The following is a 15232-nucleotide window of genomic DNA, read 5'->3' as shown; positions in this document are numbered from 1 at the left end:
ACGCTATCGCGAGCAAGCTCGCTCCCACCGTTTTTGCGGCTTTCTACAGCTCGCTACCCATCACCCTACGATAAAACAACCACTCGTGCTCCAGCGCATGCGCCTGGTTAGCCGCCTTGCGAAAGCCGTGGCGCTCTTCCGAGTAATAGTGTGCTTGGACCATCACCCCGCTGTCTTCTAGAGCGGCGACCATGTCTCGGGTCTGCTGCGGTACGACTACGGCGTCCAGTTCGCCCTGGAAAAAGATCACCGGTACGCGGATTTGATCGGCATGCAGCAGTGGCGTACGGGCGCGGTAGCGTTGGGCATCTCGTTGCGGGTCGCCAATCAACCAGTCCAGGTAATCCGCTTCGAATTTGTGTGTGGCACGGCCCAGGGCGATCGGGTCGCTCACGCCATAAAGGCTTGCGCCGGCGCGGAAGATGTCATGGAACGCCAAGGCGCAAAGGGTCGTATATCCACCGGCACTGCCGCCGCGAATGAATGCACGACGGCCATCGACCAGGTTTTGCTCATCCAGGTACGCTACCACTGCGCAGGCATCTTCGACATCCACTACGCCCCAGTTCAAATGCAGCGCTTGTCGATAAGCCCGACCATAGCCGCTGCTGCCACGGTAGTTGAGGTCGGCGACGGCAAAGCCGCGCTGGGTCCAGTACTGGATGCGCGGATCGAACAGGGGATAACAGGCTGAGGTGGGGCCACCGTGAATGAACACCACCAATGGAGGTTTCTCTTCAGCACTCATGGCTGGATAAAAGAACCCATGGGCTTCACCTGAAGCCGAGGGATATCGCAGGGTTTGCGGACGACTGATTTGCTCGACGGGCAACGGTGCGACGCCACCGGCCAGCACCCTCACTTCATGACTTTGCCGCTCAATCGCAATCACCGCCGACGGACTGGTTGGCGAGGCAGCGACGGCGTAAATGAACTGCTCATCCAGCGCCAGGCTGCGAAAGCGGCTGTAGGTCCCGGTAAAGTCCTCGTTGCCACCGTTGCTGCGGCATAAGCCCAGACGGCCGAAACCCGCCGCGGTCCAACTCGCCAGGTAAGCGTGTTCATCCAATGGCAGCCAAGTGCTGCCACCCAATTGCCACGGTGCCGGGGCATGATCGGCTTCAGTGGCGGGCAGCGGTTCCAGGCCGTGGCCCGACTCGACCCAGGGCTGCCAGTAGCCACCGCGATCAGTCAGGCAATAAAGGCGATTGGCGCCATCGAAGCGCGGCTGTTGGATGGACTCTTCTTCACCGTTGCCCGCCACATAGCGCGGCTCACCCCACCCCGAAGCTACGCGCTCGACCAGCATCAGCCGCGTTGCAGTCCATGGCTGATGGGGACGGCTCCACTCAATCCAGGCGAGCCGCTGACCATCGGGGCTCACGGTCGGTGAAGCATAGAAGTCCGCGCCTTCAGCCAGCAGATGCCGTTGATGATCCGTCAGTCCGATCGACACCAGCCGATGTTGATTACCCTGTTCCTCCACCGCCAGCAGCTGGCCGCAGACGAAATGAAGGTCACCGTATCGACAGTCTCCCGAGGTCAGTCTCACCGGGCGCGAATCGGCCAGTGACTGGTGATACAGCTGCTGGTCGGACTCATTGACGAACAGCACGCCGTCATCGCTCAGGCAGAACGACCCGCCGCCGTATTCGTAGACCCGGCTGCGGGCGCTGAACCCATCCGGGGTCAGGCAACGGGCCTTGGCATCCTGCCAATGCCAGATCCGGCAGGCGCCGTCTTCGGGACGGTATTCATTCCAGAACAAGCCTAGGGGGCCGACCTGCAGTTCGGCGAAGTCGGTGCCGGCAGCAACGGCCTGGGCGGCGCTGAACGGATCAGCCTTTGGCGATGAGGCGCGAGTTTCGTTCATTGCGAAAGGCCAGTTGCTCAATGGTTTGGGTGGCGTGCTCGGCTTCTTCGCGAGCCTTAAGAATCATACCGTGGTGTTGCGACTTGCTGCACACCGGGTCGGCGTTGCTGGCGTCGCCCGTGAGCATGAACGCCTGGCAGCGACAGCCGCCGAAGTCCTTTTCTTTTTCATCGCAGGAGCGGCAGGGCTCGGGCATCCAGTCGTAACCGCGAAAGCGGTTGAAGCCGAACGAGTCGTACCAGATGTGCTGCATGCTGTGGTCGCGCACGTTAGGAAATTGCACGGGCATTTGTCGGGCGCCATGACAGGGCAGGGCAGTGCCGTCCGGCGTCACGGTCAGGAATATGCTGCCCCAGCCGTTCATGCAGGCTTTCGGGCGTTCTTCGTAATAGTCCGGGGTCACGAAAATCAGCTTGCACGGATGCCCTTCGGCTTCCAGTTTGGCGCGGTATTCGTTGGTGACACGCTCGGCGCGGACCAGTTGTTCCTTGGTCGGCAGCAGCCCCACTCGGTTGAGTTGCGCCCAGCCGTAAAACTGGCAGGTGGCAAGTTCGACGAAATCCGCCTCAAGGGCGATGCACAACTCGATGATGCGGTCGATCTTGTCGATGTTGTGCCGATGGGTCACGAAGTTCAGCACCATCGGATAACCGTGGGCTTTGACTGCCCGGGCCATTTCCAGTTTTTGCGCGAAGGCTTTTTTCGAGCCGGCCAGCAGGTTGTTAACTTGCTCGTCGCTGGCCTGGAAACTGATCTGGATATGGTCCAGGCCGGCCTTCTTGAAGTCGCTGATTTTCTGTTCGGTCAAGCCGATGCCGGAGGTGATCAGGTTGGTATAGAAGCCCAGCCTGCGTGCCTCGCCGATCAGGTCGGCGAGGTCCTGGCGCACCAACGGTTCGCCGCCGGAAAAACCCAGTTGCGCGGCACCCATCTCTCGGGCTTCGCGAAAGACCTTGAACCACTGCTCGGTGCTCAGCTCCTTGCCTTGCTCGGCAAAATCCAACGGGTTGGAGCAATACGGGCATTGCAGCGGGCAACGATAGGTCAACTCCGCCAGCAACCACAGCGGCAGGCCGACTTCAGGCTTGGGCGGTAGCCCGTTAGCGTCAGGCAAGTTCGATCCAGTGCTGTGCACGGGCGACCTCCATGAATTGCTCGATGTCGTCACCGAGTTCCGGTACGCCCGGGAATTGCTTGGCCAACTCGTCGATGATGGCCGCGACATCCCGTTCGCCGTCGATCAGACCGCCGATCAGCGCAGCGCTGTCGTTCAGCTTGATCATGCCTTCAGGATAGAGCAGCACATGGCCCTTCTGTGCCGGTTCGTACTGGAAGCGATAGCCGGGGCGCCAGCGCGGGGTTTTGCTGCGGTCGAAACTCATAAGGCGATCCCTTTGTGCCACACCCGTTGCGCGGTCACGCTGTGGTAGGGCGGGCGGTTCAATTCATAGGCCATGCTCATGGCGTCGAGCATGCTCCACAGGATGTCCAGTTTGAACTGGAGAATTTCCAGCATGCGCTCCTGCCCTTGGCGGGTGGTGTAATGCTGCAAGGTAATCGCCAGGCCGTGCTCCACATCACGCCGGGCCTGGCTCAGACGAGTGCGGAAGTATTGGTAGCCGGCCGGGTCGATCCACGGGTAATGCTGCGGCCAGCTGTCCAGGCGCGACTGGTGGATCTGCGGCGCGAAGAGTTCGGTCAGTGAGCTGCTGGCGGCTTCCTGCCAGCAGGCCCGGCGGGCGAAGTTGACATAGGCGTCCACCGCGAAACGCACACCCGGCAGCACCAATTCCTGGGAGCGCAGTTGATCGGGGTCCAGGCCCACGGCTTGGCCCAGTCGTAGCCAGGCTTCGATGCCACCGTCTTCACCAGGCGCACCGTCATGGTCGAGTAGACGCTGAATCCACTCACGGCGGATTTCCCGATCCGGGCAGTTGGCCAGGATCGCGGCATCCTTGAGCGGGATGTTCACCTGATAGTAAAACCGGTTCGCGACCCAACCCTGGATCTGCTCGCGAGTCGCGCGGCCTTCATACATCGCCACGTGATAGGGGTGATGGATGTGGTAATACGCGCCCTTGGCGCGCAGGGCCGCTTCGAACTCGGTGGGGGACAGGGGGGTGTCAGTCATTTAGGTTCTCCGGGAAATGCCCGTGGGGTCGGTGGTGTCAGGGCAGGCCCCATCGCGAGCAAGCTCGCTCCCACACTGGTTTTGCTGTGAATCAGATATCCAGTACGACTCGGACCTCTGTGGGAGCGAGCTTGCTCGCGATAGTGTCCTTTCAGGCATCATCCTGGCTGACCCACCGCAAGCTCGCCCCCAGACTCGTTCCGCTCTTCCTACAACTCAATACTCATTCCGTCGTAAGACACTTCAATCTTTCGGCGTACAAGTTCAGCCCGCTCGGGCGAGTCTTCGTCGAGGATCGGGTTGGTGTTGTTGATATGAATGAGGATCTTGCGCGGCAAGGGCAACTGCTCCAGCACTTCGATCATCCCGCCGGGACCGTTTTGTGCCAGATGGCCCATCTCCCGACCGGTGCGGGTACCGACGCCACGACGCTGCATTTCATCGTCGTCCCACATCGTGCCGTCCACCAACAGGCAATCGCTGTCGGCCATGATCTCCAGCAACGGTCCGTCCACCTTGCCCAGGCCCGGAGCGTAGAACAGTTTGCCGCCGGTGCGCAGGTCTTCGACGATCAGGCCGATGTTGTCGCCCGGGTGCGGGTCGAAACGATGCGGGGAATAGGGTGGGGCGGCGCTGCGCAATGGCAGCGGCGTGAAACGCAGGTTCGGACAGGCCGGGATGATGAAGCTCTGGTCGAGCTCGATGCGGTTCCAGCTCAGCCCGCCGTTCCAGTGGGTCAGCATGTTGAATAGCGGGAAACCGCTGCTCAGGTCTTCGTGGACCATGTCGGTGCACCAGACTTGATGTGGGCAACCCTCACGCAAGCTGAGCAGGCCGGTGGTGTGGTCGATCTGGCTGTCCATCAGGATGATGGCGCCAATGCCGGTGTCCCGTAGCGCCCGGCCAGGCTGCATCGGGGCGAAGCTCTGGAGTTGGGCGCGAATGTCCGGAGAAGCGTTGCACAACACCCAGTTCACACCGTCATCGGAAATGGCGATGGACGATTGGGTGCGCGCCTCGGCCCGCAGGCTGCCATTGCGAAAACCTGCGCAATTGGCGCAGTTGCAGTTCCACTGGGGGAAACCGCCGCCGGCGGCGGAACCTAGAATCTGGACGAACATGGCCGCTCCCTCTGCAAACCGTAATAAAAAACGCCCCGGTAGACCGAGGCGTTGTGCTGCGTGTTTAAGCGCCTGCAGCAATCAACGGCTGGCGAAGTACATGGTGACTTCGAAACCGATACGCAGGTCGATATATGCGGGTTTGGACCAGGACATGGGAATACTCCTTTGGTTGGGATGCTTTGATTAGATGGTACGGTGCGATCTATACATATAGTCCACCTCCGTTCGGAGATGTTCAGATGCTTAGGTGGCTATGTTACTAAATCTGACCTGTTCGTTCGCCGCGATTCTCAAAGAAAGCTCATTGCAGTGGCTGCAATGATCATCCTGCCGCTTGCCAGGGGGATCCCGGGCAAGCCCCGTTGGCCAGGCAATGCCGTCCACCTTCAGCGTCACCCAACTGCCTGGCGGCATGCAATAGCTGTTCGCGCCCCAGTAGCAAGATAGCGTCGGATAACTGCTGGAGATAATCCGACGGGCGGCCGGCCAGCTTGCCCTGCCAGAGCAGTTCTGCAGCCTGGGCGCACGGCAGGGTGGTGGTTTGAAGCTGGGCGGCGAGGGCCTGCTGCTGGCTGCTCAGGGTCGCATCGTCGATCTGCTGGATCAGCTCTGGTAATTCGTTCAGGAATTGTTCGACGTGGGCGATCAACTGTCCCGCCGAAGCGCTGGGCGATTGAACACCAAACAACACACCGGTTTGCCCATCGAGCTGTTTCAAGCCACTGAACACTGCATAGCCCAACTGCAATTCGACCCGCAGGCGCTGGTAAAACGGCGTCTGGCACAGCTGCGCCAGCAACCGCCACGCCGCTTCATCGGACAAGGCCGGGGTTGGCGTGGGGCAAAACAGCAACACGGCCTGTTCATCGCCAGGAGGTTGGAGCATGTGCCAGATACGTTGCCGGGAGGGTGTCGTCGGCTCGACTTCCTGGGCGGCGATGCCGGGCACCTGGGCCAGGGTTGGGCTGATTGCGCCTTGGGTGGCCGCTGACAGGCCGATGGCCAGGCCGTCCCACTGGGCTGTCGTCCACAGGTTGTCGGCCAGTGGCGATGCCGAGGGCTGCAAGTGTTGCTGACGATAATTCGGCAACTCCCTCAGCAGGTGTCGGATCGGCATCAATGCGATTGCGTTCCTGGCCTGGACCGTCGGCAGCGGTTGGCCCAGTTTCGCCAGGATGTGCTCGAGCACCAACGGTATGGGCGCCTGCAGGCCGACCAGTTTCAGCAGCCATTGATGATTGCCGCAGGGCTCGAAAGTGACGTCTACACCGGCCTGACACGCCTCTTCACGCAGATCTTGCAGATGCCGGTCGAGCCTGGTTTGAAGGTCGAGCGGTGCTGGCGCCGCCAACCGCCAGCGCAGATACACCGCGCCCTGCGGGGTGTTGTCTACCAGCGTCTGGCTAAATTGCATCGGCGAGCGTTCCCGTCGGCCTCGGGAGCGGTCCTGGGCAAAGGTTCGTAGGCCGCGGTGGGCGCTGGTCTGCCCGCGTATCAAGCCGGCGCGGGGTGGTTCGCTTGGCGTTTGCAGGAACGGGTTGGGCGCGGGTAGTTGCCACTGCCCGGTGACGTTATCCACAGGGTGCAATTGCTTGAGGATTTCCCTGAGCCTCGCCAGATCATTTTCCGACAAGGGCCCGTTGCGTTTCTCACTGTCCCAACGGGCCAGTTGCAGCGCTGTTCCCATTTCATATCGACGTTGCAGCAGCGCGGTGAATTCCTCGCGCAATAACGCCCAGTCGTCCTGGGCGGCGAAAAAACCCAGCCAATCGTGCAGCAACGGCTGGATTTGGTTCGACGCTTGATCGTTGTCGAGCTTGAACTCGATGTGCAACAACGCCTGCCCGGCAAACTCATACAGCGGCGTGGCCTTGAGGCTGTCAGCCAGGCCGCGCTGGCGCAACGTGGCGAGCAGGCCGCCCGGTTTGCTGGAGTTCAGCCACGTGCAGAGAAAATCCATGGCTTGTGGCGAGGCGACGGGTAAATCTTCGAAAGCCAATAGCAGATCGAGACAACCTTCGCGGGGCTGTTGATAAACGGCCGGGGACGCTTCCATCAGCGTGGGTGGCAAATCCCTGACAACCGCTTCGCCCTGCGCAATGTTGTCACCGAATCGCTCGGCCAATGCCTTCAAGGTTTCGGCGCTTTGCGGGCCGGCCAGGCTCAGGGTCATTTGAGCGCTCTGGTAAAACCGTCGATAGAAGTCGTGCAATGCCGTTTGGAATTCGGGCTGCGACACCGCAAGGCTGTCGCGATTACCCGCATGAAAACCTCTCAGCGGATGGGCCGCCGACAGTCCGTCGAGCAGGGCAACCTGTCGCTGGGCTGCCGCGTCTTGGGACCAGGCGATGAATTCTGCGTGCAGCACTTCTCGTTCGCGCAACTGATCGGCCTCATCCAGGCACGGATGTGCAAGCATGTCCGACAACCGCTCCAATCCGCCGGCAAAGGCCGTAGGTGGCAATTCGAAGAAGAAATCCGTGGTGCGTTCGCTGGTGCGCGCATTGACCTGGCCACCGTGCCTCTGCACGTAGGCCATCAAATTTTCCCCTGTGGGAAATTGCTCGGTGCCCAGGAAGAAAAGATGCTCGAGAAAGTGCGCCAAGCCTGACCAGGCCAGGGGTACATCATGACTTCCGGCCGCTACCCGCAGCACCGCCGCGCAGCGCTTGAGGCCGGGCATATGACGCACTGTCACCCGCAGGCCGTTGGCCAGGGTTTCAGCATGAGGATGGAGGGAGTCGGCGGCCGGCATGAGCGTTTCCAAAACAGAGAAGTGCTCATGCTAGCGGATTCGCCAGGGTCAGTGCTTGTGCAAGTCGCCGTAAAGCTCAGGCCGACGGTCGTGCAGGTAGTTATAGGCCGCACGTGAATCTTCCATCAGCTGTCGATCCAGCTCACCCACGATCAAGGCCTCGTCCAGCCCTGCAAGCGCGTGACGACTGCCATCCGGTGCGGCGATGCTGCTTTGGCCGCAATACTGCAATTCACCTTCGTGACCGCAATAATTGGCGTAAGCCACGAAACATTGGTTCTCGATGGCCCGCGCGCGCACGGTGATGTCGGCGATGAACTCGTAGGGTTGCATGTTGGCGGTTGGTACCAGGATCAACTCGGCACCGGCCAGGGCCAGGCGTCGAGCGTTTTCCGGGAACTCCAGGTCGTAGCAGATTAGGAAACCGAGTTTCCAGCCGTTGAGTTCCACGATGGGCAATGAGTCGTCGCCGGCGCTGAACATCGCGTGATCGAGGTCGCCGAACAGGTGGCTCTTGCGGTAGTTGGCGAGGCGTTCGCCCTGGGCATCGATCAGTTGCACCGAGTTGTAGATCTGTCCGTCTTCGTCGCGTTCGGGGTAGCCATAGACAATTGCCAGACTGGCCGCCTTGGCAATTCGGCCGATCTGCTGCGCCCATTCGCCGTTGTAGACCTCGGCCAATACATTCACTGCATCGACGCCGATGTTGTAGCCTGTCATGAACATCTCGGGTAGCACCAGCACATCGGCGCCCCTGGCCTCCAGCGCCACTTGGTGCAGGCGTTGCAGGTTGCCGGCCGGATCCAGTGGCAGCGGTGGGCATTGGTAAAGGGCTACACGCATCAAAAACTCCTTTTATTCGGGCAGGGCGATCGGACCGATCTCGTGGAACACATCACCTGGACCCGGGTTCTCGGCGTGAGTTTCACCGCCGAAGTGCTTCATGATTCCCCACACGGCATTGAGCGAGGTCTGTACCGCGCCTTCGACCCAGGCCGGTGTCCATGAGACGTCATCGCCGGCAATAAAGATCCCGCGTTGTTCGGCGGGCATGCCGTCCTGCATGAAATGCGCGTACATGCGCTGGTTGTAGCGATAGTGGCCAGGCAGGGCGCCCTTGAATGCACCGAGGAAATGCGGGTCGGCTTCCCAGGACACGGTGATTGGATCGCCGATGATCCGTGCGGCGATGTCCACCTTGGGGTAGATTTTTTTCAGGGCGTCGAGGGCCAGCTTCACGCGTTTTTCCACCGGATGCGGCAGCATTTTCAACGCATCGCTCATCCAGGAGTACGACAGGCAAATCACCCCGGGCTTGTCGTCGCCATTGTCGAACAGATAGGTGCCGCGAGTAAGGCGGTCGGTGAGGGTCATGCTCATCAGGTCGCGGCCGGTTTCCGGGTCCTTGTCCTTCCAGAATGGCCGGTCGACCATTACGAACGTCTTCGACGATTGCATGTAGCGGGTGCGGTCCAGGGCCATCCACATTTTTTGCGAGAACAGCGCCTCTTCACATTCGATCTGGGTGGTCAGCAGCCAGCTCTGGCAGGTGACCAGCACTGCGGCGTACTCACGGGTGTTATCCCAGACGTCCGTCACACTGAACCGGCCATCGGCGGCGCGGGCGATGCGCTTCACGCCGCTGCGCGGGGCGCCCAGGTGCAACGAATTCAGGCTGGTACCTTCCGGCCAGTGCGCGCAGCGCTCCGGCACGTGGTTCCAGATGCCGTGGGGGACCTGTTCGACGCCGCCGACCACCAGGTGTTGATGATCGTCGCAGTTGGTCATCACGACGCGGAAGATCTCCAGCATCGAATTGGGGAAGTCCGAATCCCAGCCGCCGGTGCCGAACCCGACCTGGCCGAACACTTCGCGGTGCTGGAACGAGAGTTTGGCGAACGCCTTGGAGGTGGCGACGAAGTCGTAGAACGTGCGGTCGTCCCACAGCGGTACCAGGGTGTTCCACAGCGCCTTGAGCCGTGGCACGTCGCGGTCGCGAATCGCTTGCTGGATCTCACCAAAACGCGAACCGTCCTCCAGCGCATCGGCCCAGGCGTCGGCAACCTCTTGGAACAATGCAGGAAGGTCGGCCAATTTCTGTGCGTAGTAGGTCTGGCCCTCCAGATCGATGACGGTGCTGCCGGAGGCCGGGGTCAGTGGGTTGGGGAACGGTTTTGTCTCCAGGCCCAGCTTGTCGACATAGTGATAGAAGGCGGTGGACGACACCGGAAAACGCATGCCGCCTAGTTCGGCAATTACGCCTTCGGCGCCATTGAACGCTTGCGAGCGCAGGCGCCCGCCCATTTTCGACGCCTCATAGACCACGGGCTTGAGGCCCAACTTCATTAATTCGTACGCCGCCACCAGGCCAGCGATACCGGCACCGACAATCGCTACTTCCGCACCGTGATTGTGGGCCGGAATACTGCCCAGGCCAGCCGGATGCTCGATCCAGTCGTCAAAGGCGAAGGGAAAGTCCGGCCCGAAAATGGTGATGGGTTTCTTACCGTCTGCTGGGTGGCGATTGTTCTTGTTCATGACTGACCTTGATGGGCGACTCGACACGACGTTCGCGTCTGAGTATAGGAAAGATGCCAGCCATTCTAGGGAGGGTGTAACACGTTAATAAGACACAATATGTCGTCGTTTTGAGTGGTTTTAAGTCACTTTGACGTATTGATGAGTCGTAATGACGAAGCAGGTTCTCTGTGGGAGCGAGCTTGCTCGCGATAGCGGCCTGTCAGTCATGAAGATGTGGCTGAATCAACGCCATCGCGAGCAAGCTCGCTCCCACAAGGTAAGTCTCAGGCCCTAGACCGGCTGGCCCCGATCGATCTTGCTGCTGAGGATGATCGAAGTGGTGGTCTTCTCCACACCGTCCACGCTGCCGATCTGGTCCAGCAACTGGTCCAACTGCTCCGGCGAGTCTGTGCGCAACCAGGCGACGTAATCGAACTCACCGCTGACCGCGCACAATTGCTGGACCTGGGCCATGGCGCTCAAGCGCCGCAGTACGTCCTTGCCGGAGCGCGGTTGAACCTTGATGCCGACATAAGCCTGCAAGCCGCCGTCTATCACCCGCTGCCCCAGGCGCACGCCGTATCCAGTAATCACCTTGGTTTTTTCCAGCCGCGCCAACCGCGAGGTCACGGTCGTGCGGGCGATGCCTAGCTGCCGGGCGAGCATGGCGACGCTTTCCCGGGCATTGATTTGCAGCGCCGCGATCAGTTGGCGGTCGATTTCGTCGAGGACGGGAGGGCGGGTGTCAGGCAAGGTGGGCTCCGGCGCGGGCATCGGTGACGGGCATGTTACAGGCTCTCAGGTTGGAAATAGTCAATGGCAGGTAAAGTCAGTGCTCGCCAGAGGGGCGCCAAGTTCACCTGCGAAGACCTGAGCCAGAAACCATCCTGGCAAACCAGCTGCTCAGCGGGCAACTGCAACAAAAGGTCCAGTGAGAACGACTGGATTGAACCTGGGTCGTCAGCGCCTTCTGCTTCCCAATCACGCTCAAAACAGCGTACATGCAGCTGTTCGTCGTCGAAACGTTCAAACACTGGCCGGTTGCCCAGCCATTGCGAATGCACCCGCAACGTGTGCTCCTGAACATCGAGTAGTAGCAACTGCCAGCCACGATAGCTGCCACACACCTCTGTCACATCCGTTGCCATACAGGTCAGCGCCAGATAGCGGCCATCGGCCGACCAGATCATCGAGGGTGCCAGGTCGACCAAAGCGCAGCCTGACGCCGTCAGCAGGCAGCCTCCAAGCCGGGGCGTCTGCGCACGTACCCAACTGTCGGCATATTCCGTTTCGCTGCCGAATAACCAGGCGGCATCCTGATGACCGGGCGCGGGGAGGATGAAGTCACCGTCGGCGTTGGCCACTTGCGCACGATCCACCAGGCGCCAAGGGGCAACGCGGTGCAGTTGTGAGCCTGTCACCTGCAGGTCCACGGTGTTGTAGAACAGTCGGGATTGTTCGCAGGCGTGAAAGAACGAAGGGTCGCTGCCCGGCTGCGGCGCAGGGATGTTGAAGCGTTGCAGCGCGCTGCTTTCCAGGTCTTGCCCAAGACGACCGGCAATCACCGCGAGACTCAGCCGGCCATCCCGAAAATCGAGTATCCGTTCTACCCACATAGCGGGCCCTGGTAGCAGGCGTCGTTCTTGCACATCTGCAATCACTGCATGGGTTGTCACTGTCGTTGAGTCTTCAAACGGTAGCAGCGCCAGATAACGCCCGCAGTCAGAGACTCGATGGTCCAGCAACCAACTTCCTGGCAAGTGCCAGTCACCGATCTGGCAGCGATAACCGCCAAGCCCAGCGCTATTGTCGGCAAGCCAGGCCAACTGCGCGCACACCCCACCCTGCATCGGCTGCGTCTCGAGGTATGAGTCACCTCGCCGGCCCCTGCTGTCCAACGGCATGACAATGGCGGTGCGGGTCAATTTGAATTCAGCGACTTGCACGCGGCCTTGGGCGTCATGACCGGCCTGGGTTTCGGTATCGCTATGGATACTGTCCAGGCGGTAGCCATAACGGCCAGAGCTTGGTCGCGGATAATCGAGGTACGACCCGATACGCACATGGTTCGCCTCGAGGCTCAATAATTCATGCCAATAGAAAGAGGGTTCAGTGGCGCTCTTCACCCAAGGCGCGGGCAGTACGCGCCAGCCATCATCAACGTGCCATAACCAATATTGGTCGCCATCTGCCTGACTGGCATGTTCCTGGGCCAGGCACGCCAGGGCGCGCTGATCAGTGCTCCATACCAACGGCGCATCGGCCGCCATCAGCAGGTCCGATGGTTGCCCGTTGATGCTGACGGTGTAGCGCGGCGAACGCAGGGGCTCCAGTGGCTGTGCCAGATCACGGAAGGTCGAGGGCAATGAAATGTTGCCTTGCAGGCGTTGCAGACCATCAGCGGAATGTCGTTCGAAAGTGTGCGGGATATTCTCCGGATACCCGTCGGGTTCCAGCCAGAGATCGGCGACAGGCACCAGATTGGAAACGCTGGCCGTTTGCAACAGCTCACCGAGTCGGGTTTCGCGAACGCTGTCGTCCACCAATGGGCTGTGGCGACCGCGCAATACGTCGAGATCAAACGTGTCCAGCTCCCAGAGCTCGCTATCGGCACAGCGGTACAGCTGGCGCTGTTGACGATCAAGGACCACCAGGCCCCAATTCTGCCGGGACGGTACTGGCGCAGCAAAATAACGTCCATCGCTGGAGAACACTGCTGAGGAACCGAGGCCTTGCAGGAGCACACCATCGGGAAACAGATAATCGCAATAGGTGGGGCCGCCCATCGCGATTTCACTGTGGTTGAACACCCGGATCGGCTCGCCTTCCGGGGTCAGCAGCGGCTCGTTTCCACCCCAGGCACTCGGCCCTTTGACGGAAACCACGACCAGGCCCAGACGCCGCTCCCATGCACTGACGCACGCGAGTCCACCGATGATGCTGACGATTGCGACCAGGATACCCCACCACTCGGGCAGGGCCCTGCCCAGGCTGAAGCCCAGGCCGAACACGGCACCGATCATTAGCCGGGCACAGCCTCGACCGATCGATAGCCAGCCCAGACGCGCGGCAAGTCCCATCAGCAGGCCGAAGAACAGCACCACCGATAAAGCCAGGTGGAGTGGCAGCAGCGTGACGAAAAAGGCCGGCACCAGCAGGATGCTGAGTTGCCAGAACAGGTCAAGAAACAGTCTAGAGAGGCTGGGGCTGGCGATGATGGGCGTCTCGGTGAGGAAGCTGGATGGTCTTAGGCGTGGGGATTGTGAACTTCGCAGAGTATTACTGTAGGTGAGTACAGGGACAAGGGCGGGGGAGCGGTTGGTTGCCTGAGTTGTTATGGCGATCAAAAAAACGTCAGTCTTTAAAGCTCAATTCGATAAAAAACCAGACCCTGACGGGTCTGGTTTTAGGGGAGGCCGGCGTCTAGACAACTTCATCGATCCCGAGCGCTTATGCCCGGCACTGTGCAAGTAGCGATTAAAAATCGAAGAACACCGTTTCCGATTCACCTTGCACATGAATATCGAACCGATAAACCAACTTGCCATCCAGCGTGGCACGCCTGGCCATCAGGGACTGGCGACGTGGCGGTTGCTCGATCAGACCCAGGATGGGGTCCACGGCGTTCGCCTCGGCTTCGTCGTCGAAATACAGGCGGGTCTGCAAGTGAATGTTGATCCCACGAGCAAACAGGGCAACGTTGATATGCGGGGCCATGGGAAGCCCTGCGGTGTTTTTCACTATGCCGGGTTTGACGGTCTTGATTATCCATTCTCCGTCATCGGCGGTGGCCGTGCGGCCAAAACAATTGAAGGGCTTTTCCAGATCGTATTCGGGGTCATAGACGCCTTCTGGATTTGCCTGCCAGAACTCCAGAAATGCATCACGAATCAAATGGCCGTTACCGTCATAAACGTGGCCCATCAGTACGATGTGCTCACCTGGCGCGCCACGCTTGGCCATTTCATTCCAGATTTCCTGTTCCCGCGACGGATTACCAGCCGCCTCTAGCGCCAAGCCTATATGCACATAAGGACCGGCCGTTTGCGAAGGGGTTTCAGGCAGAAGTTGAACGGACATTCGCATGCCTCCTCAGCGGTTTTCGAAGTGGGTCTTGCGCTGTCCGCGCAGAACAATATCAAAGCGATAAGCCAGGCAATCCATCGGATTGGCCATGCTCATATCAAGTTTGGCGATCAAACTTTGCACCGCCTCCTGATTCGCGATCGTCTTGACAATCGGGCACATGGGAATGAGCGGATCACCTTCGAAATACAACTGAGTAATCAAACGCGCGGAAATGGATGGGCCGCTGATGGAGACGTGGATGTGGGCTGGCCGCCAGTCATTGGGGCCGTTGCGCCATGGGTAGGGGCCGGGCTTGACCGTGCGGAAGCTGTAGTTGCCGTCACGGTCAGTCAGCGCACGGCCGACCCCGCCGAAATTGGGATCAAGCGGCGCCAGGTAACTGTCTTTCTTATGCCGGTAACGGCCACCCGCATTGGCCTGCCACATTTCCACCAACGTATGGGGAATTGGTTTACCGAATTGATCACAGACCCGGCCCGCGACGATGATGCGTTCGCCGATGGGCAGGCCTCCGTGATTGAAATTGAGCAGCAGATCGTTATCGTGCTGGCCCATTTTCAGATGGGAAAAATCCGGCCCGCTGGTTTCCGATAGAGACTGGGGAATACTCACCAAGGCCTGGCGCGGCGAACGCAGGATCGAAGTCTTGTAGTCAGGCGTCAGGGCTTTGGGGTGCCAATTACGGTCACGAATGACGAAGCGGCTGTCATGCGCATCAGACATGTCGATTTTTCCTATTG

At 60.2% G+C, this 15232-nt stretch carries 13 protein-coding genes; all 13 read right to left on the bottom strand.

Going from position 1 to position 15232, the window contains the following annotated elements:
• Positions 1 to 43: 43 nt before the first annotated feature.
• Positions 44 to 1873 carry a S9 family peptidase gene (locus tag SGN16_RS26830; RefSeq protein ID WP_335945432.1) on the bottom strand — a complete coding sequence of 610 codons (1830 nt, stop codon included), beginning with the start codon at positions 1871 to 1873 and terminating at the stop codon, positions 44 to 46.
• A complete protein-coding gene (gene pqqE / locus SGN16_RS26825; RefSeq protein WP_335945433.1) occupies positions 1839 to 3008 on the bottom strand; it encodes a pyrroloquinoline quinone biosynthesis protein PqqE in 1170 nt (389 codons plus the stop codon). The genes SGN16_RS26830 and pqqE overlap by 35 nt, the downstream gene beginning before the upstream one ends.
• A complete protein-coding gene (gene pqqD / locus SGN16_RS26820; RefSeq protein ID WP_018607357.1) occupies positions 2980 to 3255 on the bottom strand; it encodes a pyrroloquinoline quinone biosynthesis peptide chaperone PqqD in 276 nt (91 codons plus the stop codon). Before pqqD ends, pqqE begins: the two co-directional genes overlap by 29 nt.
• Entirely contained in the window at positions 3252 to 4004 is a 753-nt protein-coding gene (gene pqqC, locus SGN16_RS26815; protein WP_210641519.1) for a pyrroloquinoline-quinone synthase PqqC, read from the bottom strand. The genes pqqD and pqqC overlap by 4 nt, the downstream gene beginning before the upstream one ends.
• 209 nt (positions 4005 to 4213) lie before the next feature.
• Positions 4214 to 5125: a pyrroloquinoline quinone biosynthesis protein PqqB gene (pqqB, locus tag SGN16_RS26810; RefSeq protein ID WP_335945434.1), complete on the bottom strand. Its 912-nt coding sequence runs from the start codon at positions 5123 to 5125 to the stop codon at positions 4214 to 4216.
• An 81-nt stretch (positions 5126 to 5206) separates the two neighbouring features.
• Positions 5207 to 5281, bottom strand: a complete 75-nt coding sequence (gene pqqA, locus SGN16_RS26805) for a pyrroloquinoline quinone precursor peptide PqqA (RefSeq protein ID WP_003177660.1) — start codon at positions 5279 to 5281, stop codon at positions 5207 to 5209.
• A 169-nt stretch (positions 5282 to 5450) separates the two neighbouring features.
• Positions 5451 to 7883 (bottom strand): pyrroloquinoline quinone biosynthesis protein PqqF, encoded by a 2433-nt coding sequence (gene pqqF, locus SGN16_RS26800; protein WP_335945435.1) that lies wholly within the window; start codon positions 7881 to 7883, stop codon positions 5451 to 5453.
• A 48-nt stretch (positions 7884 to 7931) separates the two neighbouring features.
• Positions 7932 to 8726, bottom strand: coding sequence for a carbon-nitrogen hydrolase family protein (locus SGN16_RS26795; RefSeq protein ID WP_335945436.1), 795 nt, complete (start codon positions 8724 to 8726; stop codon positions 7932 to 7934).
• Between the two features lie 12 nt (positions 8727 to 8738).
• Positions 8739 to 10421 (bottom strand): NAD(P)/FAD-dependent oxidoreductase, encoded by a 1683-nt coding sequence (locus tag SGN16_RS26790; protein ID WP_210641511.1) that lies wholly within the window; start codon positions 10419 to 10421, stop codon positions 8739 to 8741.
• A gap of 273 nt (positions 10422 to 10694) precedes the next feature.
• Complete coding sequence (locus SGN16_RS26785; protein ID WP_060743121.1) at positions 10695 to 11156, bottom strand: Lrp/AsnC family transcriptional regulator; 462 nt, start codon at positions 11154 to 11156, stop codon at positions 10695 to 10697.
• Between the two features lie 35 nt (positions 11157 to 11191).
• Positions 11192 to 13555, bottom strand: a complete 2364-nt coding sequence (locus SGN16_RS26780) for a hypothetical protein (RefSeq protein WP_335945437.1) — start codon at positions 13553 to 13555, stop codon at positions 11192 to 11194.
• 325 nt (positions 13556 to 13880) lie between these two features.
• A complete protein-coding gene (gene pcaG / locus SGN16_RS26775) occupies positions 13881 to 14483 on the bottom strand; it encodes a protocatechuate 3,4-dioxygenase subunit alpha (protein WP_335945438.1) in 603 nt (200 codons plus the stop codon).
• Positions 14484 to 14495: 12 nt separating this feature from the next.
• Complete coding sequence (gene pcaH, locus SGN16_RS26770) at positions 14496 to 15215, bottom strand: protocatechuate 3,4-dioxygenase subunit beta (protein WP_335945439.1); 720 nt, start codon at positions 15213 to 15215, stop codon at positions 14496 to 14498.
• Between the last annotated feature and the right edge of the window lie 17 nt (positions 15216 to 15232).

The sequence above is a fragment of the Pseudomonas sp. G166 genome, from assembly GCF_037027455.2.
In the GTDB taxonomy this organism is placed as follows: Bacteria; Pseudomonadota; Gammaproteobacteria; order Pseudomonadales; family Pseudomonadaceae; genus Aquipseudomonas.
Note: the sequence above shows the minus strand (reverse complement) of the source record. Positions and strands in the feature narration are given on the sequence as shown.

Bases quoted from the DNA above. Each gene is read 5' to 3' on its own strand.
- SGN16_RS26830 (WP_335945432.1), bottom strand. From the start codon at position 1,873: ATGAACGAAACTCGCGCCTCATCGCCAAAGGCTGATCCGTTCAGCGCC.
- pcaG (WP_335945438.1), bottom strand. From the start codon at position 14,483: ATGTCCGTTCAACTTCTGCCTGAAACCCCTTCGCAAACGGCCGGTCCT.
- pqqB (WP_335945434.1), bottom strand. From the start codon at position 5,125: ATGTTCGTCCAGATTCTAGGTTCCGCCGCCGGCGGCGGTTTCCCCCAG.
- pqqC (WP_210641519.1), bottom strand. From the start codon at position 4,004: ATGACTGACACCCCCCTGTCCCCCACCGAGTTCGAAGCGGCCCTGCGC.
- SGN16_RS26790 (WP_210641511.1), bottom strand. From the start codon at position 10,421: ATGAACAAGAACAATCGCCACCCAGCAGACGGTAAGAAACCCATCACC.
- pqqF (WP_335945435.1), bottom strand. From the start codon at position 7,883: ATGCCGGCCGCCGACTCCCTCCATCCTCATGCTGAAACCCTGGCCAAC.
- SGN16_RS26795 (WP_335945436.1), bottom strand. From the start codon at position 8,726: ATGCGTGTAGCCCTTTACCAATGCCCACCGCTGCCACTGGATCCGGCC.
- pcaH (WP_335945439.1), bottom strand. From the start codon at position 15,215: ATGTCTGATGCGCATGACAGCCGCTTCGTCATTCGTGACCGTAATTGG.
- pqqD (WP_018607357.1), bottom strand. From the start codon at position 3,255: ATGAGTTTCGACCGCAGCAAAACCCCGCGCTGGCGCCCCGGCTATCGC.